We start from the raw sequence: 22,490 nt of genomic DNA, 5'->3' as shown, positions 1-22,490 counted from the left end.
CAGTCGCGAGTGCGCTTGTTGAAGGCCCGGATCGAGAGGGGGGCGAGGACGAGGGTCAGCCCGACCGACCAGAGGACCGTCGACAGGATCGGGTAGTGCAGCGGCAGTGCCGAGTCGGGTGCCAGGGGCGGAGCGTTGCCCCACAGCTCGCGCATGGCCCGGACGACCGAGCTGATCGGGTTCCACTCAGCGATGGTGCGCAGCCAGTCTGGGCTCATGTTGGCGGCAGGCGCGAAGGTGTCCGCGAGGAAGGTCAGCGGGAAGATCGCGGTGAACATCACGCCCTGCACCGCTTCGACCGACTTCAACGCCGAACCGGCCACGATCCCGATCCACATCATCGCGAAGCCGAAGAGCAGCAGCAGGGCGTAGCCCAGGAGGCCGTCCCAGAAGCCGTTGTGAATGCGCCAGCCGATGAGCAGGCCCGTCACGGACATGACGACGACGCCGATGCTCGAGTGGATGAGGCTGTAGATGCTCCGCCCGATGAGGACCGACGAGCGTGAGATCGGCAGCGAGCGGAAGCGGTCGACGATGCCCTTGTTGAGGTCGTTGGTCAGGCCGATGGCGACGATGAAGCACGAGAACGCCATGGTCTGGACCATGATCCCGGGCAGCAGCCACTCCCGGTAGTTCACTCCTGCGTTGATGGAGCCGCCGAAGACGAAGGCGAAGAGCACCACGAACATGATCGGCTGGAAGGTGACGTCGGCAAGCATCTCGGGCATCCGCCGGATGTGCTTGAGGTTGCGCCAGACGTGCACGCGGACCTGCTTCGCGAGACCGGGTGGCTTGATGGTCGGCCGGGCGGCGGCCGCGGTCTCGGGCGTGGCCCGGACTGTGGTGTCGGTCATCGGGACCGCTCCTTCGTGTCCTGCGTGGACGCAGTGGTCTCATCGGTGTCGGCGTCCTCAGCACGGTGACCCGTGAGGTGCAGGAAGACGTCGTCGAGGCTGGGGCGCTTCAGGCCGAGGTCGTCGAGCACGATCTCCGAGCCGTCGAAGACGCTCGCGATGCGGGTGACGTCGGCAAGCCCGTCGGCCGGCGCAGTCAGCTGTCGGGCGCCCTCGTCGACGTGCACCTCGCGCACGTGCGAGGCCAGCAGGCCCCGGGCCGACTCGAGCTGGTCGGCGCGCGACACCGTCACCACGAGGGCCGCCTTGCCGGACTGGTCCTTGAGCTCGAGCGGGGTCCCCTGGGCAATGATCTGACCACGGTCGATCACGACGATCCGGTCGGCGAGCTGGTCGGCCTCCTCGAGGTACTGCGTCGTCAGCAGCAGCGTGGTGCCGTCCGCGACGAGCTCCCGGAGCACCTCCCAGAGCTCCACCCGGCTGCGCGGGTCGAGCCCGGTGGTCGGCTCGTCGAGGAAGAGCACGTGCGGCGCCGCGATGAGCGAGACGGCCAGGTCGAGCCGCCGCCGCATGCCGCCGGAGTACTCCTTGACGACCTTGTCGCCTGCATCACCGAGGGAGAACCGCTCGAGCAGCTCGTCGGTGAGCGCCCGGATGGCGCTCTTGGAGAGGCCGTAGAGCGACCCCATGAGCAGGATGTTCTCGCGACCGGTGAGGAACTCGTCGACGGTCGCCGCCTGGCCGGTCAGGCCCATCGAGTGCCGGACCGCGTCGGGGTCCCGGAGGACGTCGTGGCCCGCCACCCGGGCGGTGCCGCTCGTCGGCCGGCTCAGGGTCGTCATCATGCGGACCGTCGTCGTCTTGCCCGCACCATTGGGCCCGAGGAGCCCGAGGACCGTGCCCTGCGGCACGGAGAAGCTGACGTCGTCGACGGCGACGAAGTCGCCGAAGTGCTTGACGAGGCGCTCGGCCTCGATCGCCGGCCCCGTGAACTGTTCTCGCGCCGGTCGGGCGCGCGCGGTGATGGTCATGGGTCCTTCCCTGTCTGTGGAGGTTGGGCGTTGGACGCTACGGGCAACCTCTGACAGTCACCTGCGACAGCTTCTGACCGCCACCTCTCAGCGTAGGCGCGGTGTGCACAGCGTCAACATGTTTTCTGCGCCGCGCGGGACCGGCCGCCAGCCGGATCGGGTGGCCATTCAGGCGGCGAGGACGACGCCTCCGCGCGCTGGGGCAGCGCTCGTGGAGGCCGCGCCGGCACCGTCGACAGCACGGGCATGGACGCCCCGGCGCGAGGCCAGGTCGAGCACGCGAGCCTCACGCGACACCGCGTCGGTCAGGTCGCGCAGCTCCACGTGAGCCGCCCCGACGAGCCCGACGATCGTGGCATCCAAGGCACCACAGACGGCGGCCAGGATCTCGGACGACGGCTCCTTGAGGCCGCGCTCGATCTCGGACAGGTAGGCCATCGAGATGCCGGCCTCCGCCGCGACCTCGGCGAGCGTTCGCCCCTGCTGCTGCCGCATGCGACGCAGGAGGCGGCCGTAGACCTCCCTCAGGAGCGGTTGGACCATGCGCACCCTCGGACGCGGCTGCGACTCGGGGTTTGGTCGGGTCCTTGCCGGGGTCGTCGAGGGGCTCATCGCGGTCTCCGTTCCGTGGTCCGGTCCAGCGTCGCACGGCGGCTCGCGCGCCGCAGGGCACTTTCGCCTACGGCGAAACCGGAGCCTGCGCCTCGACCGCCCGTTCGATGACGTGGTCGACGATCCCGAACTCCACGGCCTGCTCCGCGGTGAGGACCTTGTCCCGATCCGTGTCGGTGCGCAGCTGGGCGATCGACCGCCCGGTGTGGCGGCTCAGCACCTCCTCGACCTGGGACCGCACGCGGAGCAGCTCGTCGGCCTGCAGGGCCAGGTCGGAGACCGTGCCCTGGCCACCTGCCGACGGCTGGTGGAGCAGCACGCGGGAGTGCCGGAGGGCGAAGCGCCGGCCCTTCTCCCCCGCAGCCAGCAGCACGGCTGCCGCCGACGCGGCCTGGCCCAGGCAGTACGTCGCCACCGGCGCCGGCACGAACTGCATCGTGTCGTAGATCGCCATGAGCGCCGTGAAGGACCCGCCCGGGCTGTTGACGTAGAGCGAGATCTCCCGGTCCGCCCCGACATCCGCGAGGTGGAGCAGCTGAGCCATGACCACGTTGGCCACGCCGTCGTCGATCTCCGTGCCCACGAAGATGATCCGCTCCTGGAGCAGCCGGCTGTAGATGTCGAAGCTCCGCTCACCGGCCGGAGTCCGCTCGATGACATAGGGAATCGTGTAGCTGCTCATCGCAGCCCCACCCTTCGCACGGCGGGAGCCGGCCTGACGTCGGCGAGCGACGCGACGACGTGGTCGACGATCCCGTACGACTTCGCCTCGTCCGCACTGAACCATCGGTCCCGCTCGCTGTCGGCGGTGATCTGCACGACCGTCTGGCCGGTGTGCTGCGACTGGAGCTCGTTGACGCGGCGCTTCATCGTCTTGAGGTTGTTGGCCTGGACCTCGACGTCCGCGGCCGTCCCCTGGATCCCGGCCGAGGGCTGGTGCATCATGATCCGCGCGTTCGGCAGGGCGAAGCGCTTGCCGGGCGTCCCCGCACCGAGGAGGAACTGGCCCATCGAGGCCGCGAACCCCACTGCCAGAGTGGACACGTCGTTGGGGATGACGCTCATCGTGTCGTAGATCGCGAGGCCCGCGGTGACGGAGCCACCCGGACTGTTGATGTAGAGGCTGATGTCGGCTCGCGGGTCGCGGGCGGAGAGCAGGAGGAGCTGGGCGGTGATCCGGTTCGCGATCGGGTCGTCCACCTCGGCCCCGAGGACGATGATGCGCTCGGCGAGCAGCTGCATGGCGAGCTGCTCGTCGAGCATGGCTGGTGCTCTGGTCTCTGTCGTCATGAACCCAGCGTCCGGCACGGCCGCAGTCGATGAGGGGTCGCTCTGCCCCAAGCGGATCCGCCACCGGCGAAGGACGTCCATGCCGTATGCCGCTGAGCTCGTCCCCGACGCCCGTGCCCTCCCAGCCCTCCCGCCCGAGGCAACCCGTCGGTAGCGTGCCCACATGCACCACCGGCCGCGCGGGCTTTCGGGGGGTGCACGGGGGGCGGCGCCCCCCGTGGGTCGGCATACGGCCTGAAGGCCTGTGAGGAAGGGACACGGATGGACACGGACGTCGTCGTCGTGGGGGCCGGCCTGGCCGGTCTCGTCGCCACCGCGGAGCTCGCCGACGCTGGGAAGCGTGTCGTGCTCGTCGAACAGGAGGGTGAGCAGTCGCTGGGGGGACAAGCGTTCTGGAGCTTCGGCGGGCTCTTCCTGGTCGACAGCCCCGAACAGCGACGCATGGGCATCCGGGACAGCCTCGAGCTCGCGACGCAGGACTGGATGGGCAGCGCAGCGTTCGACCGTGAGGAGGACCTCTGGCCGCGACGGTGGGCGGAGGCCTATCTCAACTTCGCCGCGGGCGAGAAGCGGTCGTGGCTCCACCAGCAGGGGCACCGACTCTTCCCCGTGGTCGGATGGGCCGAGCGCGGGGACGGGCGCGCGGACGGCCACGGCAACTCCGTGCCGCGCTTCCACATCACGTGGGGCACCGGCCCGGGCCTCGTCGAGCCCTTCCTGCGGCGCGTGAGAGAGGGGGTTGCGCGGGGGCGGGTCACCCTCGCCTTCCGGCGCCGCGTCGACGAGCTCGTCATCACGACCGGGACGGTCACCGGCGTGCGCGGCCGGGTGCTGGCGCCCGACGACGCGCCCCGGGGCAGGGCGACGAACCGGGACGAGCTCGGTGACTTCGAGATCACCGCCCAGGCCGTCATCGTCACGAGCGGCGGCATCGGCGGCGACCACGACCTCGTCCGGCGGGTCTGGCCGGAGCGGCTCGGGACGCCGCCGGCACGGATGGTCGCGGGGGTGCCGGCCCACGTCGACGGGCGCATGCTCCAGATCACCCAGGAGGCAGGGGGACGCCTCATCAACCCGGACCGGATGTGGCACTACACCGAGGGCCTGCGCAACTGGGACCCGATCTGGGAGAACCACGGCATCCGCATCCTGCCCGGCCCCTCGTCGCTGTGGCTCGACGCGCGGGGGCGCCGGCTGCCCGCACCGTACTTCCCCGGCTTCGACACGCTGGGGACCCTGCGCCACCTCATGGCGACGGGCTACGACTACTCCTGGTTCGTCCTGACGCAGAAGATCATCGAGAAGGAGTTCGCCCTGTCCGGGTCCGAGCAGAACCCGGACCTGACCGGCAAGGACGTACGGCAGGTGCTCGGTCGGGTCCGGCCGGGGGCACCGGGGCCGGTCGAGGCGTTCAAGCGGCACGGCGAGGACTTCATCGTCGCCACAGGGCTGGGCGAGCTGGTCCGCAAGATGAACGCCTTGGTCGACGATGACCTCATCGAGGAGGCGTCGCTTCGGCGCATCATCGTGGCCCGAGACAACGAGCTGGACAACGCGTTCACCAAGGACGCCCAGGTCACGGCGCTCCGTGGGGCGCGGAACTACCGCGGCGACAAGCTGATTCGCGTGGCGTCACCGCACAAGATCCTCGACCCGAAGGCGGGGCCGCTCATCGCCGTCCGTCTCAACATCCTGACGCGCAAGACGCTCGGGGGCCTGGAGACCGACCTGTCCGCCCGCGTCCTGACCGAGGGCGGCGAGACGTTGCCGGGGGTCTTTGCGGCGGGCGAGGTGGCCGGCTTCGGCGGGGGCGGCATGCACGGCTACAACTCCCTCGAGGGCACATTTCTCGGCGGGTGCCTGTTCAGCGGGCGGACCGCCGGGCGTGCGGCGGCCGCCGCCCTGTGAGCTCGTCCCGGCGAGCTCGGGCGCACGTCCGCACTTCTGGCAGGTGAGCAGGTTGGTCGAAGAGGTGCGCGCGGGAGCCCGCCACGACGCGTGGGCGGGCTGGAAGCCGGCCCAGCGGCATACGGCACGATGGGGAGCGTGACGGAAGGTCCGAAACCGTGGGTGCTGCACGTGGATCTCGACCAGTTCATCGCCGCGGTCGAGGTGTTGCGCCGCCCCGAGCTCGCCGGCAAGCCCGTGATCGTCGGCGGGCGCGGCGACCCCACCGAGCGAGCCGTCGTGTCCACCGCCTCCTACGAGGCACGCCAGTTCGGCGTCGGCTCGGGGATGCCGCTCCGGCTCGCCGCGCGCAAGGCGCCTGACGCGATCATCCTGCCGGTGGACGCGGATGCCTACAACGCCGCCTCCGAGCAGGTGATGGCCACCCTGCGTGGCCTCGCGAGCGAGCACGGACCCGTCGTCGTCGAGGTCCTCGGCTGGGACGAGGCGTTCGTCGGCGTGACGACGGACGACCCGGAGGCCTTCGCCCGCGAGGCCATGGCCGCAGTGCTCGACGCCACGGAGCTGTACTGCTCGGTCGGCATCGGGGACAACAAGATCCGCGCGAAGATCGCGACCGGCTTCGGCAAGCCGAGAGGCGTCTTCCGGCTGACCAAGGACAACTGGCTCGAGATCATGGGTGACCGCCCGACGATCGACCTCTGGGGGGTCGGGTCGAAGATCTCCAAGCGCCTCGCCGCGCTCGGCGTCGAGACGGTGCGACAGCTCGCCTACTCGGACGAGGCGGCGCTCGTGGCGGAGTTCGGACCGCGGATGGGCACCTGGTACCGCGAGCTGGGTCGCGGTCTCGGCTCCGCCGTCGTCGACGACAGCCCATGGATCGCCCGCGGGCACAGTCGCGAGACGACCTACCAGCAGAACCTCACCAGCCCCGACGAGGTCCGCGACGCCATCCGCGAGCTCGCCGAGCAGGTTCACTCGGACGTCGCGAAGGAGGGCCGGCCGGTCTTCCGGGTCACGCTCAAGATCCGCTACGCGCCGTTCTTCACGCAGACGAAGGCGCGGAAGCTGAAGGCGCCGACCCACGACAGGGACGACGTCGTCGCGGCTGCCGTGGCGCTGGCCGACACGGTCGAGCCGGGCCGGGAGGTGCGGCTGCTCGGGGTGCGAGCCGAGATGGTCATGCCCGACGAGGGGGACCCGGCCGACCGGACGCCGATCCGCGGCCGCCTCTGATCGAGTGAACGCCTTTCGGGGCGAGCCCCCCGATCGAGTGAACACCTTTCGGGTCACCACCAGTCAGCAAGATAAGCCTTGACCACGATTGTTGTTCACTCGATCAGGTGGCCAGCCCCGATTGTTGTTCATTCGATCAGGTGGCCAGCCCCGATTGTTGTTCACTCGATCAGGTGGGGCAGCCCCCGGTTCTTGTTCACTCGACCAGGTGGGGGTGGTCAGTGGTCCCGGGGGCGCATGCCCTCCCAGCGCGCCAGCCGGTCGGCGACCTCACGCTCCCGCTCCGCATTGCGACGCGCCCGGTCCTGCTCGGATGCCGCCGACATCACACCCCGGTAGACGCTGACCACGGCGAGGACGGTCGCCGCATAGGCCGCGACCGCGAGCACCAGCGCCGTGCTGCCGCCCCCGAAGGCGGAGCGGAACAGATGGAGGAAGACCGCCCCCACACCAGAGACGCCGGCGATGACGAACCACACGATCGTCGCCCGGGTCAGCGTGGAGTGCACGGCGTCACTCTCGCACAGGACTGATCGCCGTCGACAGGGAGCCAGCCGAGAGCCACAGCGGCAGCTGGTCGGCGAAATGGTCATCGCCCTCGACGCCGGAGGCTCCCATGGGGACCACCCACCGGCTCGAGTCCCGGTCCGCCAGGTCCCACACGTACCGCGCCACCGGTCCCACGTAGCAACGGTCGGTCACCCCCGGGGCACTGCCCGCCGCGAGAACGCACCCCTTGTCGCCCGGTACGGCGGCGTCTGGCGCCGTCGGCACGCCGCCGAGCCCGTCGAGGGCATGCACCGGATCGAACCAGTGACGGTCGCCCCACACGGTTGCCTCGTCGCCTTGCTGTGCAAGGCGCGCCAGTGCCTCGGCCACCCCGGCCGCCACGTCGATCCCGTGGCGGGACGCGCCTCGCACCATCGACGGCCAGCCGATGCCGATCTGGAGCGGCACGGTGAGCCACGTCGTGAACAGTCGCGAGTGTCCGGTGGGCTGGTGCAGCGGCGCGAGGGCACGGTGCTCGGACAGCCACCGCACGAGGGCATGCCGCCACTCGGCGAAGACGGCCGCGCCGCGGCTGTCCGGCACGCTGAGGCCGTCCCAGGCCAGCAGCTCGTCGCGGACCGCCGCAGCAGCGCCGGACACCTCCGCAGCCGAGACCAGCTCGCGCATCAGGCGGGCCTGGCCGTTGAGGGTGTCGACGTGGATCGCGAGGAAGTCAGCTGGGGTCAGGCCGCGCCGATCGCCGACCAGGTCGCGGATCCGGTCGGCCCGGAACGGCGACGCGTACTCGACGCCGAGGCCGCCACCGCTGCGTCGGTCGTTGGCGCTCACCATCACGTCGTGGAGCTCCATGGCCTGGCCGCGTCGCCAGCCGACCCACTCGTGCCGCGAGTCCCAGGCGTCGACAGGGACCTCGAAGTTCACCGCATCCCGCTCCGGGACGCGGCCGACGACCAGGTGGCGGACGCGTCCTCCGGTGTCCGCCACCAGCGCGCTGTTGACCGGCTCGACCCAGCGCTCCAGCGCTGCTTCCACGTCGTCCACCGTCCGCGACCTCAGCAGCGGCAGGAAGGCTGCGAACCCGAGGTCGAGGGTCAGCTGCGACGGGGTGCGCAGGCTGAAGCAGTCTGCGCCGCCCTCGAGCCCCGTGACGACCGGCCCGCGCTCCGTGACGACGACGGGCACGTCGACGGGGTCGGCACCGCGGACGCTGACGGTCTCGAGGTAGTGGGTCACGGGTGCCCAGCCGGTGACGCCGCGGGCCTCCAGGCACTCGTCATCGCGTCGGCGCAGCTCCTCCCGGGTCAGGTCCTGGTAGTCGGCCATGGCGTTGGTGATGCCCCAGGCGACGGAGCCGGCGTGCGCGAAGTGCTGCACCCCGGGTACGCCGGGAAAGGCGAACCCGACGACGTCGAACTCGTCGCAGGCCAGCCCGAGCTGCTGGTAGCAACCGGGCAGCTCGATGATCCGGTGCGGGTCCCCCGCGATGAGGGGGAGGCCACTCGCGGTCCGCTCGCCCACCACGACCCACGCGTTGCTCCCGGTCTGGGTGACGCCCTCGGCATGGAACAGCGGCAGCCAGTCCGCGCCCAGCCGCTGCACCACGTGGTCGTTGAACAGCTTCGCGGGGAAGGTGCCGAAGAGCAGGTGGACTGCCCAGAAGATCCCGAGCGGTGTCCACGGCTCCCAGGGACGCGGACGGAACGCGTCATCCGGCAACCCGCGCAGCCCGAGCAGCCCCAGCTCAGGGGCCTGCTCCAGACCTGCCGACATCCCCTCGTTGACACCGTCGACATAGGCGGTGACCCATGCCCGGGTCTCGTCGTCGAGCCCCTCGTAGCAGGCGCGAACGGTGGGCTCGAGCCGGACCTGCCGCGCGAAGCGGTCCCAGGGCACGCCGTCCTCGCCGACGTACTCGGCCGTGCGGCCCTCCATACGCCACCGGAACCACTCGAGCTGCCAGGCCCGGTCCTCCGCCGTGACGAGCCCCTGGAGCCTGGCCAGGTCGAGGACCGTCGCTGCCCGAAGGTGCGGAATGCCATGGGAGTCACGGAGGACCTGACCACTCATGCCCGAAAGCATCACGAGCCAAAGGTCCCGAGTCCACGGCAATTCCAGCCGAAGCCAGCCCGATCACCACGGCACGGCGAGCGCAACCCGGCTCTGCGGCATACGACTAGGTTTGCCCCATGGCGCGTGGAGAACGCAACGTCCTGGGTGGTGACCTCGAGGTGTGCAGCGCCGACCCGCTGACCGGGTTCTACCGCGACGGGTTCTGCACCGCGGGGCCGGAGGACCGCGGTATGCACACGATCTGCGCCGTCGTGACCGCCGAGTTCCTCGAGCACCAGCGCAGCATCGGCAACGACCTCATCACGCCCCGCCCCGAGTGGCGCTTCCCCGGGCTCACACCGGGCGACCGTTGGTGCGTCGTGGCCACCCGCTGGCTCGAGTCCCACCAAGCCGGTTTCGCGGCGCCAGTCGTCCTCGCGGCCACCCACGAGCGTGCCCTGGACATCGCGCCCCTCCAACTACTCCAGTCGTATGCCGCTGACGTCCCTGACGACCCGAGCTCCCTTCTGTGACGGCTGGGTTCGAAGGCAGCACGTGAGCGTGCGCGCCGGCCGGATGCCGCTTCCACCGCGGCGTCCAATGACGTCAGGTCCCGGGAGGGGGCCCGGTGGCGCGGGGAGCAAATCTGCCGATTTCTCCCCATGACGGCCGCCCGAGACGCACAATCAGTGAGCGGCGCCTCGTGTCGGTCACGCCCCGATCACGCCCCCCGAGTGGCGCCGCCGGAGGAGTCCATGCGAGTCGTCCGACTCCGCGTGACACGGACCGGCGCTACCGTTGTCAGCGCTGCGAGAGTCTGTGCTGCCGTGCTCGCGTCGGCGGCGGTCGCCGTGGCGGCCTCCTGCTCCGGCAACCCGGAGGTCGAGCTCACCCAGGCCGGGCCCGGTACCAGGCTGGCACCGACGGCCACGGTGACCGTCTCGGAATGGCAGACGGTCACCCACACGGTGACCGCGACGACCACCGTCATCACGCCGACGACGGTCCTGGCCACCCCGACGGTGACCGTGACCCTGCCGCCTCGCCCGGTCGTGACGTCGACGGTGCCCTTCAACCAGGCCACCGCGCTGGCGAGCTACCAGGCGATCATCGGCGACATCACGGCTCTCGACCGCAGCCGTGCCACCGGCCCGAGCGCTGCGCTGCAGTTCGAGGCGCTCGCCCGACACCTGACGTCACTCGAGGGGACAGCGGCGCCGCCCGGCCTGGACCCGCCCAGCTGGTTCGGCCGGGTGGCTTCGCTCCGCCTCTTCGCCGACGCCGCAACCGCGGAGGCGCTTGCCGGGTCGCCTCAGGCCCCCGCGCGCTACGGGGTGATCCGGTCCGAGGTGGGCGTCCTGCTCGCCATGGTCAACGGTGCCCTGCGCACGAACCTCGTCCTGCCGGCACCGGTGGCGACCACGGCCACCACGACCTCCGCACCCTGAGCGAGGCGGCGCTGAACCGGACCGGCTCCGGTGTCGTATCCAGTCCCACCACCCCATTTCACGGAGGGACTCTCATGCACCGGACCCGTCTCCTGGCCGTGGCCGCAGCAGTTGCCGCGTCCGCCGCCTTGCTCGCCCCGGCCCCGGCCCTTGCCGGTGGCCGCCCGCTCTCGACCGACCTCATCGGCGCCAACGAGCCGGGCGGCGGTGACCCCGACGGCTCGGGCTTCTTCTCGATGACCGTCAACCTCGGCCAGTCAGAGATTTGCTACGACCTCACCGTGGCAGACCTCGACACGGTTGTGGCCGCTCACATCCACAGTGCGCCGGCGGGCATCAACGGACCCATCGTCGTGCCGCTGGACGCCCCCGTCTCGGGCAGCTCCAGCGACTGCGTCACGGTCGATGCCTCGCTCGCCAAGGCCATCGCCAAGGCCCCTCAGGTCTTCTACGTCAACGTCCACACCGTGCTCTTCCCGGGAGGCGCCATCCGCGGGCAGCTCGGCTGAGGCACCGGGCGGTCAGCTGCGGGGTAGCGCGCGGGCGAGCCGGCGTGCTGCGTCCGGGATGGCGCCGGCCTCGATGGTGCCGATCCCCATGACGATCCCCTGCACAGGTGGCTGCTCGAGGTAGCGCGGCGTGAGCGCCTCGACGCGCACGCCGTGCCGGGCCGCCTCCGCAACGACGCACCGGTCGTCGACCGTCTGGTCACGGAAGTGCGCACACACGTGCAGGCCCGCAACGGAGGGCACCACTTCGAGCACGTCGTCGAGGCGGGACAGTTCGGCGAGGAGCTGGCTCCTCCGCTCGCCATACACCCGGCTCGCTCGGCGCACGTGCGCGGAGTGGTGCCCCTCTGCGATGAAGTCGGCGAGGGCGCCGTGCGTGACGACGTCGCCCTCCCACATGCTCACGCGCCTCGCCTCGCGCAGGGCCCGCTGCAGTGACAGCGGCGCGACGAGATAGCCGACCCTCAGGGCGGGGATCAGGGACTTGGAGAACGTTCCGACGTAGATGACGCGGCCTTCGCGGTCGAGGCTCTGGATCGGCTCGAGCGGTCGGTCGGAGAAGCGGAACTCGCTGTCGTAGTCGTCCTCGACGATGGCGGCGTCGTGGTGGGCCGCCCAGCGCAGCAGGGCGGCGCGGCGGGCCAGGGACATGACGACCCCTGTCGGGAACTGGTGGGACGGCGTCACGTAGACGAGCCGGGCGTCGTCCGGAAGGGCGTCGACGACGAGGCCCTCGCGGTCGACCGGCACTCCACGAACCGCGGCACGGTGCGTCTCGAAGAGCCGGTGGGCTGCCGAGTAGCCCGGGTCCTCGACGGCGACGACGGTCCCCGGCTCGACGAGCACGCGGGCGACGAGGTCGATGGCCTGCTGGGCGCCGACGGTGACGATGACGTCCTCGCCCGAGCAGGCGACCGACCGGGCCAGGCCCAGGTGGCGGGCAACCTCCTCACGCAGGCGCCGGTGGCCGCGACCGACGTAGGTCAGGTCGTCGAGTCGTGATCTCCGCAGCTGGCTGGACACGAGCCGGCGCCAGGTCTCCAGCGGGAAGAGCCGGTTGTCGGGCACACCCGGGTAGAGGTCGTGGACCCGCCCCTCGACGGGGCGCTCGGGTTCACGGCCGGGGTCCAGCCACATCGCGAGCGGCTGCACGGCGCCGGTCCGGGCCCGCCGCGCGTGGTCCTCGGCGCCCGTCGTCAGCGCCACCTCCGTGACGAAGGTCCCGGACCCGGTGCGGCTCTCGAGGAAGCCCTCGGCGACGAGGCGGTCGTAGGCGGACGTCACCGTGCCACGCGCCACGCCGAGCTGCCCGGCGAGATCCCGTGTGGCGGGCACGCGGTCGCCCCTCGACAGCCGGCCGTCGAGGATCGCCTGGCGGAGGGCCACATAGATCCGGGCCGTCCGGTCGCCGGGCGAGTCCAGGCTCACGTGGATGCTCATCCACACAGGGTAGATCGGACCAGCCCGCTCGTGGGAAAGCGGACCTGCTCAGCGGTCCACCCCGGCACGCAGCATGGACCTCATGGCAGCAACCTCGACCGGACCTGGCGCGACATCACCGACCACGGTGGGTGCGGGCACATCGAGCCGGGCCGACGCCGTCAGGCCGGGCCCGAGGCGTGGCACGCTCACCGTCGCCCAGGGCACCGCCCTCTCGGTGGGTGCCGTCCTTGGCACCGGCGTCATTACGCTCCCCGCCCTCGCCGCCGACGTGGCCGGGCCTGCCTCGCTCGTCGCCTGGGCCGCCCTCGTGCTCCTGTCGGTGCCGCTCGCGGCGACCTTCGCGGCCCTGGGCGCGCGGCTGCCCGACACCGGTGGGGTGTCGACCTACGTCCGGCGGGCGTTCGGAGACCGAGCTGCCGGAGCGGTCGGCTGGTGCTTCTACTTCGCCATCCCGGTCGGGGCGCCCCCCGCGTCGATGATGGCGGGTGGCTACGTCGCCGACGTCGTCGGCGGCGGCCGGACGACCACGCTGACGGTCGCGGCCGCGCTCATCGCCGGCACCGCGGCGATGAACGCCGTGGGCCTGCGCCTCTCCGGCCGGGTGCAGCTGGCCCTGGCCGTCACCCTCGCCCTGCTCATGGTGGTCACCATGTCGCTGGCACTGCCCCACGGCGACGCCGACCACCTGTCGCCGTTCGCACCGAACGGCTGGGGCCCCGTGGCCACCGCCGCGGCCGTCCTCGTCTGGGGGTTCGCCGGGTGGGAGGCGGTCGCTCCGCTTTCGGCCGAGTACCGCAACCCGCGACGGGACGTCCCACGCGCCACCGCGATCGCCGTCACCGTGGTCGGCCTGCTCTACCTCGGCCTGGCCGCGACCAGCCTCGTCGTGCTCGGCCCGGCGACCGGAGAGAGCGAGGCCCCGCTCTCGGACCTCATGGCCGTCGCACTGGGTGACGGCGCCCGAGTGCTCACGGCTGTGGCAGCGGTGATGCTGACGCTCGGCGCCATGAACGCGTACTTCGCCGGCGGCTCCCGGCTCGGCGCCGCACTCGGGCGCGACGGAAGCCTCCCCTCGGCGCTGGCCCGGGGCAGCGGCCCCGGCGAGGTGCCGCGGCGCAGCCTCGGTGTCCTCACCCTCGGTAGCGGGCTCTCACTCGTGGTCGCGGCCGTCCTCGACCTCGGCCTGACGCCCCTCATGCTTCTCGCCACGGGCTGCTTCACGCTGGTCTACGTCTTCGGGACCGGCGCGGCGCTCCGTCTCCTCCCGCGGTGGAGCCCCGGCTGGTGGACCGCTGCAGTCGCCTTCGTCGCCACCCTCGGCCTGCTCGTCGTCAACGGTCTCCACACGCTCTGGGCCCTGGGCATCGTGGCGGCCTCGCTCGCCTACCGGACGCGCACGCCGCACGAAAGCAGCTGATCCACCTGGTCCGCTGACGGGAAGTGGCCCCGAACCATTTGCATCCCGAGCAGCGGACCGGCAGGCTCACCCTCACAGTCTCTGTGGGAGAGCTCAATGGGGAGGAACCCGATGCGCCGACTGTCCACTCGTGCCGTTCTCGCTGCGGCCGCCGCTGCCCTCGTCGCGGTCCCGATGGCCGCGGGAACCGCCGCCCAGGCGACGCCGGCACCACCGGGCAAACCGATCACGGTGATGACCCGCAACATCTACCTGGGCGCCGACATCAACCGGCCCGTCGAGGCAGCGCTCACCGCGCAGGCCCAGGGGAAGACGCCGCAGGAGGTCGTCGCAGCGCTCGCCATCGCCACCGACCAGACCCGACGCATCGTCGACGAGACCAACTTCCCGGTCCGCTCGAAGCTGCTGGCCCGCGAGATCGCCACCGCCAAGCCCGATCTCGTCGGCCTGCAGGAGGTCGCCCTGTGGCGTTCGGGGCCCCTCGAGCTCGACAAGGTGGGCGTGCCCAATGCCACGACGGTCGACCAGGACTTCCTCGCGACGCTGCTCGCGGACCTGACCGCGGCCGGTACCCCCTACGTCGCCGAGGTCGTCGGGGAGCGTGCCGACGTCGAGTCGCCGAGCTTCACCGCGACGATGGGCAACCCGCGAGACGTCCGACTGACGATGCACGACGTCATCCTCAAGCGCGCCACCAACGCCCTGACGGTGACCGGCGAGCACGACCAGCTCTTCGCCCACAACCTCAAGGTGGCGATCTCCGGCGTGACGATGGACTTCTCTCGCGGCTACCAGTGGGTGGACGTCCGAGCGGGTGGGTCATCCTTCCGGTTCGTCAACTCGCACTTCGAGGCGTTCAGCTCGGACCTGGCCCTGGCGCAGGCCATGCAGGTGGCCACCGAGGCGACGGCCTCCGACCGCACGACGGTCTTCGTCTGCGACTGCAACTCGGACCCACTGCTCGAGGCGGTCAAGCCGCACGACACCGTGCCCCACCAGGCGCCCTACGAGTTCCTCACCGGGCCGGCCGGCTACACCGACCAGTGGCTCGAATGGGCCCCCGCCGAGCAGGGCTGGACCGCAGGCTTGTCGGAGCACGTCAACGACGACTCGGCCGCAGGGTTCGACCACCGGATCGACCTGGTCCTCGCCCACACGCTCGACGGGAGACCGCTCGACGTCGACCGGGGCTTCATCACCGGCGACGAGGTCACCGACCGCGACCCCGCGACGGGCCTCTGGCCCTCCGACCACGCGGGTGTGCTCCTCCGCCTTCGCGGGTGGTGACCCAGCCAGCACGACAACGCAGCCGTATGCCGCTGAGCCAGCTCAGCGGCATACCGCCTCGTTTCGTCGTGGCTGGGCACAGCGCGGCAGGATGGGCGCATGTCGAGGCGGAGTGAGCACCAGGTCGTCGTCGAGCGAGCCGTCGACGAGTACCGCGAGCGACACCCCCGGCTCGTCGAGGCGACCGGCCGCTACATCGAGATGATCCAGGCGCTGCTCGACGACGCCGGCATCAACTACCTCAACGTGTCCGGGCGGACGAAGTCCGTGGAGTCCTTCAAGGGCAAGGCCGAGCGCATCGTCGACGGGGTCCCCCTGCACCCCAACCCGATCGATGACATCACCGACGGGATCGGCGTGCGCGTCATCACCTACGTGCAGGCCGACGTGACGGCCGTCGCCGACCTGCTCGCCCAGGAGCTCGCGGTCCTCGACGACCGCGACCTCGGGCTCGAGACGGCTCGGGCGGGGCGGTGGGGTTACGCGAGTCGGCACCTGCTCGTCGCCGTCGACGCGAGCCGGGTCGTGCCGCACCCCTACGAGCCGCTGCGCCGGCTCAATGCATCGGTGCAGATCCGTACCGTCCTCCAGCACGCGTGGGCGGAGTTCGAGCACGACATCCGGTACAAGGGCGTGGTCCCCGACGAGCACGCGTTCGACCTCGACCGGCGGTTCACGCTCGCGGCCGGACTGCTCGAGCTCGCCGACCGGGAGTTCTCGTCGATCCGCGCCCGGCTGCAGGTCGCCATCCCCGACGAGCCGGAGCCCGAGGAAGCCCCCACCCACCCGCAGATCGGGGCGCAGGACCTCGCCAAGTACCTCGCCGGCACGTACTCCGACGCCGGGTGGTCGCGCACCGACCACTACACCTGGGTCTCCGGGCTGCTTCAGGAGCTCGGCATCACGACCGTCGAGTCTCTCGACCAGGTCCTGGCCTCGGTCGACAGTGGCGAGGTCACGGCCCGGATGGGCTACAAGTACCCACCCGGTGCTGTGCGGCGCCTCGACGACGCCTTGCTCGCCGCCTTCGGAGAGCGCTACGTCGACCTCGCGGGCAACGCGCACCGGCGGGCAGCGCTCGAGGGTCGACTGACGAAGCTGCGAGGGTGATCCTCGTCGCGTGTCGATTCGGTGCGGACGAGTTCGTCAGGATGGTGTGACGAGAGTCGTCACCGCTTCATCGACAGCTTCAACGACAAAGGAGCCGACCATGGCCGACATGTACGTCTACCTCATCCACGAGCCCGACTGGGACTCCGACTACGCCGCGAGCCCGGAGGCGCAGAGCGACCCCGAGTTCGGCGCGAGCATGGCCGCGCACGGAGCCTTCGCGGAGGCAGTGGAGGCGCTCGGGGCGCGGATGGTCGGCGGTCACGCGCTGACGAACACGAAGTACGGCGGCACCGTCGTCCCGGGCGCCGGGGACCGCAAGGCCGACGACGCCGTCTACACGGACGGGCCGTTCACCGACACGTCCGAGGTCATCACCGGCTTCTACGTCGTCGAGACCGACGACGAGGGGGTCGCCCGCAAGCTCGCGGCCCTCGTCCCCACGGGCGGCCACATCGAGTGGCGCAAGGTCATCCCCCTCGGCTGACCCGCGACCTCGGTCGGATCGGTGTCCTCGGCAGGAGACACAATGTCGCCATGCCGGCGACCCAGAGTGAACTCGAGCTCGAGTTCCAGCAGGCGTGGCCGCGGATCGTCCGAGCGCTCGCGTCCGTCACCGGCAGCCTCGACGACGCCGAGGAGTATGCCGCTGAGTCCGTCGCGCGCGCCGCTGACCACGTGCGCCGGTCGGGTGAACCGATCGCGTCGCTGGCAGCGTGGTGCACGTCGGTGGCCAAGCGTGCGTGGATCGACGACCACCGTCGGCGGCGGGTCGAGGGACGACTCGCGCCCGAGCTCGTCGCTCCGGAGGCCGACCCGAGTTCGGACACCAGCGCCATGGACCACGACGACCCGGTCGGCCGTTCGCTCGGCCCTCGGGGCGACGCCCTCGACGACCGGCTCGCGCTGCTGTTCGTGGCGTGCGACCCGGTCGTCAGCGCGTCATCGCAGATGGTGCTGGCGCTCCGGGTCGTGTGCGGGCTGTCGATCCCGCAGATCGCGGCCCACCTTGGTGTGCAGGAGTCGGCCGCGGCGGCTCGGCTCACCCGCGCGAAGCGCGCCCTCGCCGAGGCCCGCGGTGCCTTCCGGGTGCCCGACAGGGCAGAGCAGCTGGAGCGGCTTCCCGTCGTCCTCGCCTGTGTGGCCGGGATGTTCACCCTGGGTCACCGCACGGTGCTGGATCCGGTCGATGCCCTCGCGGACACCGGGGCGCAAGCGCTCTCGATCGCGAATGCCATCGTGGCCGCCTACCCCATGGACTCGGAGGCGCGCGGACTGCGCGCCGTGATCCGCCTCGGTCTGGCCCGACGGCCGGGTCGCGTCGACTCGGCCGGGACGGCGCTCGCCCTCGACGAGGTGGACCGGGGCCGGTGGGACCGGCAGCTGCTGGCCGCAGGCCTCGATGACGCCACCTTCGCCGCTGCCAACGGCGGCGGCCGGTTCGCCCTCGAGGCCGCCATCTCCGGCCTGCACTCCGTGGCTGCCACGTCCCAGGACACCGACTGGCCCCGCATCGTGGATCTCTACGGCGCCCTGGAGCGGGTGTGGCCCTCGCCGTCGGTGACCGTCGCGAGACTCGCCGCGACCGCACACCAGCTGCTCTCCCGCGCCGACTACACCACTGTGGCAGGCGAGCTCAGCCACATCGAGGCGCAGCTGCTGCGGCTGGAAGCGAGCCCAGCGGCATACGCCTCCCGCGACGCGAGCCTCACCCTCGCTGATCTCGAGTGGCGCACGGGGCGCCGGGAGGCGGCCGCCGGCCGCTATCGGGACCTCGCCGAGGTGACTGCCGCTGAGCCGCTCCGGCGGTTCTGCCTGCGCCGGGCGGCGAGCGCACCGTAGCTCCTGCCCACGGCGGCCGCCCGGGCGAGCTCTGAGCTCGTGTCGGAACTGTCCGAAAAGCCGTTCACCGGCCAGACTCGCAGCATGACCTGGGAGGATCTGCGCCTCGCGATCGGTGAGTTCCTGACGTCGGCCGGTTTCGCCGGGCTCGCAGCTCTCGCGGCCGCGACGATCGCCTACAAGGGGATCGTGGAGCGGGGCCGGATCGACAAGAACCTCGCTACCGAGGCCGACGATCGGGCGCGGTGGTGGGAGGCCCTGATGTGGGTGTGGGCCAACCGTGAGGACCTGCCGTCGCCGGTGAAGGTGAAGGTTCTGCGGACGCTCAACAGCCTGTCGCGCAACACGACGCAGTCTGCGATGCTGGAGGCTGCCATGGACGCCATCGTCAAGGTGAAGCGGAAGGGAGGCAGCCGTGGCTGAGGCAGCGAACGAGCCGTACTCACCGGACGAGCCTTCGAGACTGCTCCTCGCCGCGACCATGAAGGCCCTGCACGACTGGCGCAAGCGGCGTCACGTGCCCGAGTCGGTGACGACCGAGGAACTCGCTGAAGCCGGCGAGATGGCACGGATCATGCTTCAGCACGGCGACGCCTCCGACCCGGTGGCCGCGGTCCAGTTCGATCCTCCCGACTCTGCTCACGAGGACGACGGCGTGGAGCCCGAGGAGCTGGAAACGCTCCGAGCGGAGATCCGGGCGCGCCGGGACACTCTCCCAGCGGGGCCGCTCTGACGGCCGCGGGCAGCACCCGGCTGCCGTGACGCGTCAGCGTCCGGACCGCCCCCGAGTTCCGGACAGGGCCGCCATGAAGGCAGCGCCGGTCACGAGGTGCATCGCGGCCAGCAGCGCCCCGCTCGAGGTCTCGTGGGCGGTGGTCAGCGGACCGAGCGTGGACAGCATGGCCACCGTGACCGCCGCGACGAGCACACCGCGAGCGAGGGTGTGCGACCGCCGGGCCGCCCAGGTCAGCGCGCCGAACCCAACGGCGAATCCGATGGCGGTGCCCAGGATGACTTCCAGGAGCCCGACCCTCATCTCACCGATCGGCGACTCGACGAGGAAGGAGACGTCCGCGGCCCGACCTGCGATCCAGATACCGGTGTTGATGACGAGCGCGATGATCGCGCCCACGGCCGCCCGTGGTCTGCTCGGTGCGGAGACCGCGATGTACGGGCTGGTCGTGGATGTGGTGCTCATGTCGAACCTCCAAAGGACGTCGTAACGGTGCTGCTCGTCCGACGATGTGGCGCCGTCAGCTGTCAGGTCGGGCCTGACTGCCTGACATCGCGCCCGGCTGTCTCGTCACACTGGTGACGACAGCTGCCCTGAGGAAGTGGTGATCGATGAGCACCCCAAGCGAGGCTTCGAGCCCGCGGGAGATGGCCGGGCGGGCGGAGCCTGCCGACCCCGACACCGCGGCGCTGCTCGACGAGCGACGCAAGCTGACCAGTCTCGCCTACCGGCTGCTCGGCTCCCTCGCCGACGCCGAGGACGTCGTCCAGGAGACGTACGCCAGGTGGTACGCGATGTCGCCGGAGGAACAGGCGGCGATCGACTCCATCGGTGCCTGGCTGACGACGGTGGCCAGCCGCATCTGTCTCGACCAGCTCCGGTCGGCGCGTCACCGCCGGGAACGCTACGTCGGCGAGTGGATCCCGGAGCCGCTGCCGGATACCACCGACTGGATGGGCGGCCCGCCGAACGGCCCCGCCGTCGATCCGGCTGACCGGGTGACCCTCGACGAGTCCGTCAACATGGCGTTCCTCGTCGTCCTCGACTCGATGACCCCGGCCGAGCGCGTCGCCTTCATCCTCCACGACGTCTTCCGGTATCCGTTCGCGGAGGTGGCCGAGATCGTGGGCCGCACACCGGCGGCCTGTCGGCAGCTCGCCTCTTCGGCCAGGGGGCGCCTGCGCGCGGCCGAGGCCCCCGTGACGCCGACTGGTCGACAGGCGGCCCTGGTCAGGGCGTTCAAGGACGCCTGGGAGGCGCAGGACATCGCGGCGCTCGTCGGGCTGCTCGATCCTCAGGTCACTGCCATCGCGGACGGCGGCGGTCTCGTCACCGCGCAGCTTCACCCGATCCAGGGCAGCGCGCAGGTCGCCGAGACCGTGGTGGACATCGCGCGCAGGGCGCCGACCCTGACCCTCCTCGAGCGTGCGGTCAACGGGTCCCCCGGTCTCGTGTTCGAGCAGGACGGCGTGGTCGTGACCGTGATGGCGTTCGACGTCGCGAACGACCGCATCAGGCGCATCTGGGCCGTTCGGAACCCGGAGAAGCTCCGGCCCTGGACGCCGGCCTGACTCGGCTCACTCGCCGGTCTGGCCGTCGATGGCCTCCCGGAGGAGATCCGCGTGGCCGTTGTGCCGCGCATACTCCTCGATCATGTGAAGCAGGACGTAGCGGAGGGTGACGTGCTCGCCCTGCCGGTTCGTCCGGGCGGACGTGTAGTCGAGCCCGCCGTCCCGAAGCGCCACCTCGGTGCAGCGTCGTGACGCCTCGATGGCCTCGTCCAGCATCCGGCGCAGGGTGGCAGGGTCGTCGTCGACTGCCGTGTTGAACTCCCAGTCGGGATCGGCGTCCCAGTCGACCGACGCCCACGGCTCGATGGAGTCGCCGCCCACGAGTCGGTAGGCGAACCACGAGTGCTCGACGAGGGCCAGGTGCTTGAGCAGCCCGGCAAGGGTGAGGCTGGAGGCTGCGGTGGTCTGGGCGAGCTGACGCTGGTCGAGGCCGTCGGCCTTGAGGCGCAGGGTGTCGCGGTGGAAGTCCAGGAAGCCCAGCAGGCTGGTCGCCTCATCTGCCGTGCGCGGCAGGTCGACTCGTTCGATCGTCATGGCCGGACGCTATCCGCCCCGCTGGTGCCCAGCGACTGGATATTCCGCGGCGCGCTGCGGGACTCGTGAGCACACTGGGTGCATGCCGACGTCGAGTCAGTGGATCGCGTTCCTCGTCGCCTCGATCCTCTTCATCCAGGTGCCGGGGCCGAGCCTGCTCTTCACCATCGGGCGCGCCTTGACGGTCGGGCGCCGGGAGGCACTGCTCTCCGTGGTCGGGAACGGGCTGGGCGTCACGACCCAGGCGTTCCTCGTCGCGCTCGGGCTCGGCGCGGTCGTCGCAGCGAGCGCGACGGCCTACACCGCCATCAAGCTGGCCGGAGCCGGTTACGTCATCTGGCTCGGCATCCAGGCGATCCGGGACCGAGCCAGGGCCCGCGAGGCCCTCGAGGCGCAGGTGGCGGCCGAGCGAGGCCATGCGTTGCGGATCGGCTACGTCGTCGGCGTGACCAACCCCAAGACGATTCTCTTCTTCGTCGCCTTCCTGCCGCAGTTCACCAACGCTGCGGCTGGGCCCGTCGGCGTGCAGATGGCCGTGCTGGGCGCGGTCTTCGGCGCGATGGCGATCTGCTCCGACAGCATGTGGGCCGTGGTCGCCGGGCGGGCGCGCGAATGGCTGGCGCGCAAGCCGAGGCGGCTCGACCGGCTCGGCGTCGCGGGCGGCTCGATGATGGTCGGTCTCGGCGTGACGATGCTCACCCGCGAGTAGCTCATCGTGGTTGGTCTGCTGATTGACTGGCCCACTGAGTCGCCTGGCGGTTCAGTGGTTTGCGGTTCAGTCACGCACTGAGTCGCCTGACGGTTCAGGGGGGTGCGGTTCAGTCACGCACTGAGTCGCCTGGCGATTCAGTGGGTTGCGGGTTCAGTCACGCACTGAGTCGCCTGGCGGTTCAGTGGGCCAGCCCCGGAGGGGACCGAACGTGAAGCCGTGGCTGGCCGAGGCGCGGGACTCGCTCGCAAGAGGATCTTCCCCGAACCCGTCGGCGAGCGCCGCGGCGACGTCGAGGAAGGCACGACGCGTCTTCCGGTGCAGCGCTGACAGCGTCGTGCGGCCGCCGCCCTCCAGGGTTTTGTCCCAGGGCACGGCAATCACCTGTCGACAACGG

At 71.0% G+C, this 22,490-nt stretch carries 24 protein-coding genes and 1 pseudogene; 14 read left to right on the top strand and 11 right to left on the bottom strand.

Annotated elements, in window-relative coordinates; genetic code table 11:
* From VJN29_RS17505 to VJN29_RS17485, 5 genes are all read right to left on the bottom strand, one after another.
* On the bottom strand, positions 1-854 hold an 854-nt coding region (locus VJN29_RS17505; protein ID WP_324144920.1), incomplete at its 3' end, for an ABC transporter permease.
* Positions 851-1,885, bottom strand: a complete 1,035-nt coding sequence (locus VJN29_RS17500) for an ATP-binding cassette domain-containing protein (RefSeq protein WP_324144919.1) — start codon at positions 1,883-1,885, stop codon at positions 851-853. The genes VJN29_RS17500 and VJN29_RS17505, both read right to left, overlap by 4 nt.
* Positions 1,886-2,053: 168 nt before the next feature.
* Positions 2,054-2,428: a helix-turn-helix transcriptional regulator gene (locus VJN29_RS17495; protein ID WP_324144918.1), complete on the bottom strand. Its 375-nt coding sequence runs from the start codon at positions 2,426-2,428 to the stop codon at positions 2,054-2,056.
* A gap of 136 nt (positions 2,429-2,564) precedes the next feature.
* On the bottom strand, positions 2,565-3,179 hold the full coding sequence (locus VJN29_RS17490; RefSeq protein WP_324144917.1) for an ATP-dependent Clp protease proteolytic subunit: 615 nt from the start codon (positions 3,177-3,179) through the stop codon (positions 2,565-2,567).
* A complete protein-coding gene (locus VJN29_RS17485) occupies positions 3,176-3,787 on the bottom strand; it encodes an ATP-dependent Clp protease proteolytic subunit (protein WP_324144916.1) in 612 nt (203 codons plus the stop codon). The genes VJN29_RS17490 and VJN29_RS17485 overlap by 4 nt, the downstream gene beginning before the upstream one ends.
* 261 nt (positions 3,788-4,048) lie before the next feature.
* Here VJN29_RS17485 and VJN29_RS17480 point away from each other — a divergent pair, with 261 nt between their 5' ends.
* Positions 4,049-5,695 (top strand): FAD-binding dehydrogenase, encoded by a 1,647-nt coding sequence (locus VJN29_RS17480; protein ID WP_324144915.1) that lies wholly within the window; start codon positions 4,049-4,051, stop codon positions 5,693-5,695.
* A 129-nt stretch (positions 5,696-5,824) separates the two neighbouring features.
* Positions 5,825-6,931, top strand: coding sequence for a DNA polymerase IV (locus tag VJN29_RS17475; RefSeq protein WP_324144914.1), 1,107 nt, complete (start codon positions 5,825-5,827; stop codon positions 6,929-6,931).
* A 218-nt stretch (positions 6,932-7,149) separates the two neighbouring features.
* Here the strand turns inward: VJN29_RS17475 and VJN29_RS17470 are convergent, their stop codons facing one another.
* Both VJN29_RS17470 and VJN29_RS17465 read right to left on the bottom strand, forming a co-directional pair.
* On the bottom strand, positions 7,150-7,440 hold the full coding sequence (locus VJN29_RS17470; RefSeq protein ID WP_324144913.1) for a hypothetical protein: 291 nt from the start codon (positions 7,438-7,440) through the stop codon (positions 7,150-7,152).
* Between the two features lie 4 nt (positions 7,441-7,444).
* Positions 7,445-9,508 carry a penicillin acylase family protein gene (locus tag VJN29_RS17465; RefSeq protein ID WP_324144912.1) on the bottom strand — a complete coding sequence of 688 codons (2,064 nt, stop codon included), beginning with the start codon at positions 9,506-9,508 and terminating at the stop codon, positions 7,445-7,447.
* 119 nt (positions 9,509-9,627) lie between these two features.
* On the opposite strand from VJN29_RS17465, the gene VJN29_RS17460 reads away from it, so the two are divergent.
* From VJN29_RS17460 to VJN29_RS17450, 3 genes are all read left to right on the top strand, one after another.
* Entirely contained in the window at positions 9,628-10,023 is a 396-nt protein-coding gene (locus tag VJN29_RS17460) for a DUF2237 domain-containing protein (protein WP_324144911.1), read from the top strand.
* Positions 10,024-10,245: 222 nt separating this feature from the next.
* Positions 10,246-10,938, top strand: coding sequence for a hypothetical protein (locus VJN29_RS17455; protein WP_324144910.1), 693 nt, complete (start codon positions 10,246-10,248; stop codon positions 10,936-10,938).
* A 74-nt stretch (positions 10,939-11,012) separates the two neighbouring features.
* Positions 11,013-11,447, top strand: coding sequence for a CHRD domain-containing protein (locus tag VJN29_RS17450; protein WP_324144909.1), 435 nt, complete (start codon positions 11,013-11,015; stop codon positions 11,445-11,447).
* Positions 11,448-11,459: 12 nt separating this feature from the next.
* Here VJN29_RS17450 and VJN29_RS17445 read toward each other — a convergent pair whose 3' ends face one another.
* Positions 11,460-12,887 carry a PLP-dependent aminotransferase family protein gene (locus VJN29_RS17445; RefSeq protein ID WP_324144908.1) on the bottom strand — a complete coding sequence of 476 codons (1,428 nt, stop codon included), beginning with the start codon at positions 12,885-12,887 and terminating at the stop codon, positions 11,460-11,462.
* Between the two features lie 82 nt (positions 12,888-12,969).
* Here VJN29_RS17445 and VJN29_RS17440 point away from each other — a divergent pair, with 82 nt between their 5' ends.
* The 7 genes from VJN29_RS17440 (at position 12,970) to VJN29_RS17410 (ending at position 19,279) form a co-directional block, all read left to right on the top strand.
* Positions 12,970-14,307, top strand: a complete 1,338-nt coding sequence (locus VJN29_RS17440) for an APC family permease (RefSeq protein WP_324144907.1) — start codon at positions 12,970-12,972, stop codon at positions 14,305-14,307.
* A 111-nt stretch (positions 14,308-14,418) separates the two neighbouring features.
* Positions 14,419-15,594 (top strand): hypothetical protein, encoded by a 1,176-nt coding sequence (locus tag VJN29_RS17435; protein ID WP_324144906.1) that lies wholly within the window; start codon positions 14,419-14,421, stop codon positions 15,592-15,594.
* 99 nt (positions 15,595-15,693) lie between these two features.
* Complete coding sequence (locus VJN29_RS17430) at positions 15,694-16,704, top strand: GTP pyrophosphokinase (RefSeq protein ID WP_324144905.1); 1,011 nt, start codon at positions 15,694-15,696, stop codon at positions 16,702-16,704.
* Between the two features lie 100 nt (positions 16,705-16,804).
* A complete protein-coding gene (locus tag VJN29_RS17425; RefSeq protein ID WP_324144904.1) occupies positions 16,805-17,191 on the top strand; it encodes a YciI family protein in 387 nt (128 codons plus the stop codon).
* 50 nt (positions 17,192-17,241) lie between these two features.
* Positions 17,242-18,546, top strand: coding sequence for an RNA polymerase sigma factor (locus tag VJN29_RS17420; protein WP_324144903.1), 1,305 nt, complete (start codon positions 17,242-17,244; stop codon positions 18,544-18,546).
* 84 nt (positions 18,547-18,630) lie between these two features.
* Entirely contained in the window at positions 18,631-18,969 is a 339-nt protein-coding gene (locus VJN29_RS17415) for a hypothetical protein (RefSeq protein WP_324144902.1), read from the top strand.
* The gene (locus VJN29_RS17410) at positions 18,962-19,279 is read left to right on the top strand and encodes a hypothetical protein (RefSeq protein ID WP_324144901.1); all 318 of its coding nucleotides are present in this window, start codon (positions 18,962-18,964) and stop codon (positions 19,277-19,279) included. Before VJN29_RS17415 ends, VJN29_RS17410 begins: the two co-directional genes overlap by 8 nt.
* A 33-nt stretch (positions 19,280-19,312) precedes the next feature.
* Here the strand turns inward: VJN29_RS17410 and VJN29_RS17405 are convergent, their stop codons facing one another.
* Positions 19,313-19,744 (bottom strand): DUF6069 family protein, encoded by a 432-nt coding sequence (locus VJN29_RS17405; protein ID WP_324144900.1) that lies wholly within the window; start codon positions 19,742-19,744, stop codon positions 19,313-19,315.
* Between the two features lie 146 nt (positions 19,745-19,890).
* Between VJN29_RS17405 and sigJ the strand changes: the two genes are divergently transcribed.
* Positions 19,891-20,850 (top strand): RNA polymerase sigma factor SigJ, encoded by a 960-nt coding sequence (sigJ, locus tag VJN29_RS17400; RefSeq protein WP_324144899.1) that lies wholly within the window; start codon positions 19,891-19,893, stop codon positions 20,848-20,850.
* Between the two features lie 6 nt (positions 20,851-20,856).
* Here sigJ and VJN29_RS17395 read toward each other — a convergent pair whose 3' ends face one another.
* Entirely contained in the window at positions 20,857-21,384 is a 528-nt protein-coding gene (locus VJN29_RS17395) for a DinB family protein (RefSeq protein WP_324144898.1), read from the bottom strand.
* A gap of 82 nt (positions 21,385-21,466) precedes the next feature.
* On the opposite strand from VJN29_RS17395, the gene VJN29_RS17390 reads away from it, so the two are divergent.
* Positions 21,467-22,093: a LysE family translocator gene (locus tag VJN29_RS17390; protein ID WP_324144897.1), complete on the top strand. Its 627-nt coding sequence runs from the start codon at positions 21,467-21,469 to the stop codon at positions 22,091-22,093.
* A 153-nt stretch (positions 22,094-22,246) separates the two neighbouring features.
* Here the strand turns inward: VJN29_RS17390 and VJN29_RS17385 are convergent.
* A pseudogene (locus VJN29_RS17385) lies at positions 22,247-22,490 on the bottom strand (hypothetical protein); the annotation flags it as partial.

The sequence above is a fragment of the Intrasporangium sp. genome (genome assembly GCF_035280925.1).
Taxonomy (GTDB): domain Bacteria; phylum Actinomycetota; class Actinomycetes; order Actinomycetales; family Dermatophilaceae; genus Intrasporangium.
The sequence above is the reverse complement of the archived record's forward strand: the minus strand, read 5'-3'. Positions and strand labels throughout refer to the sequence as shown.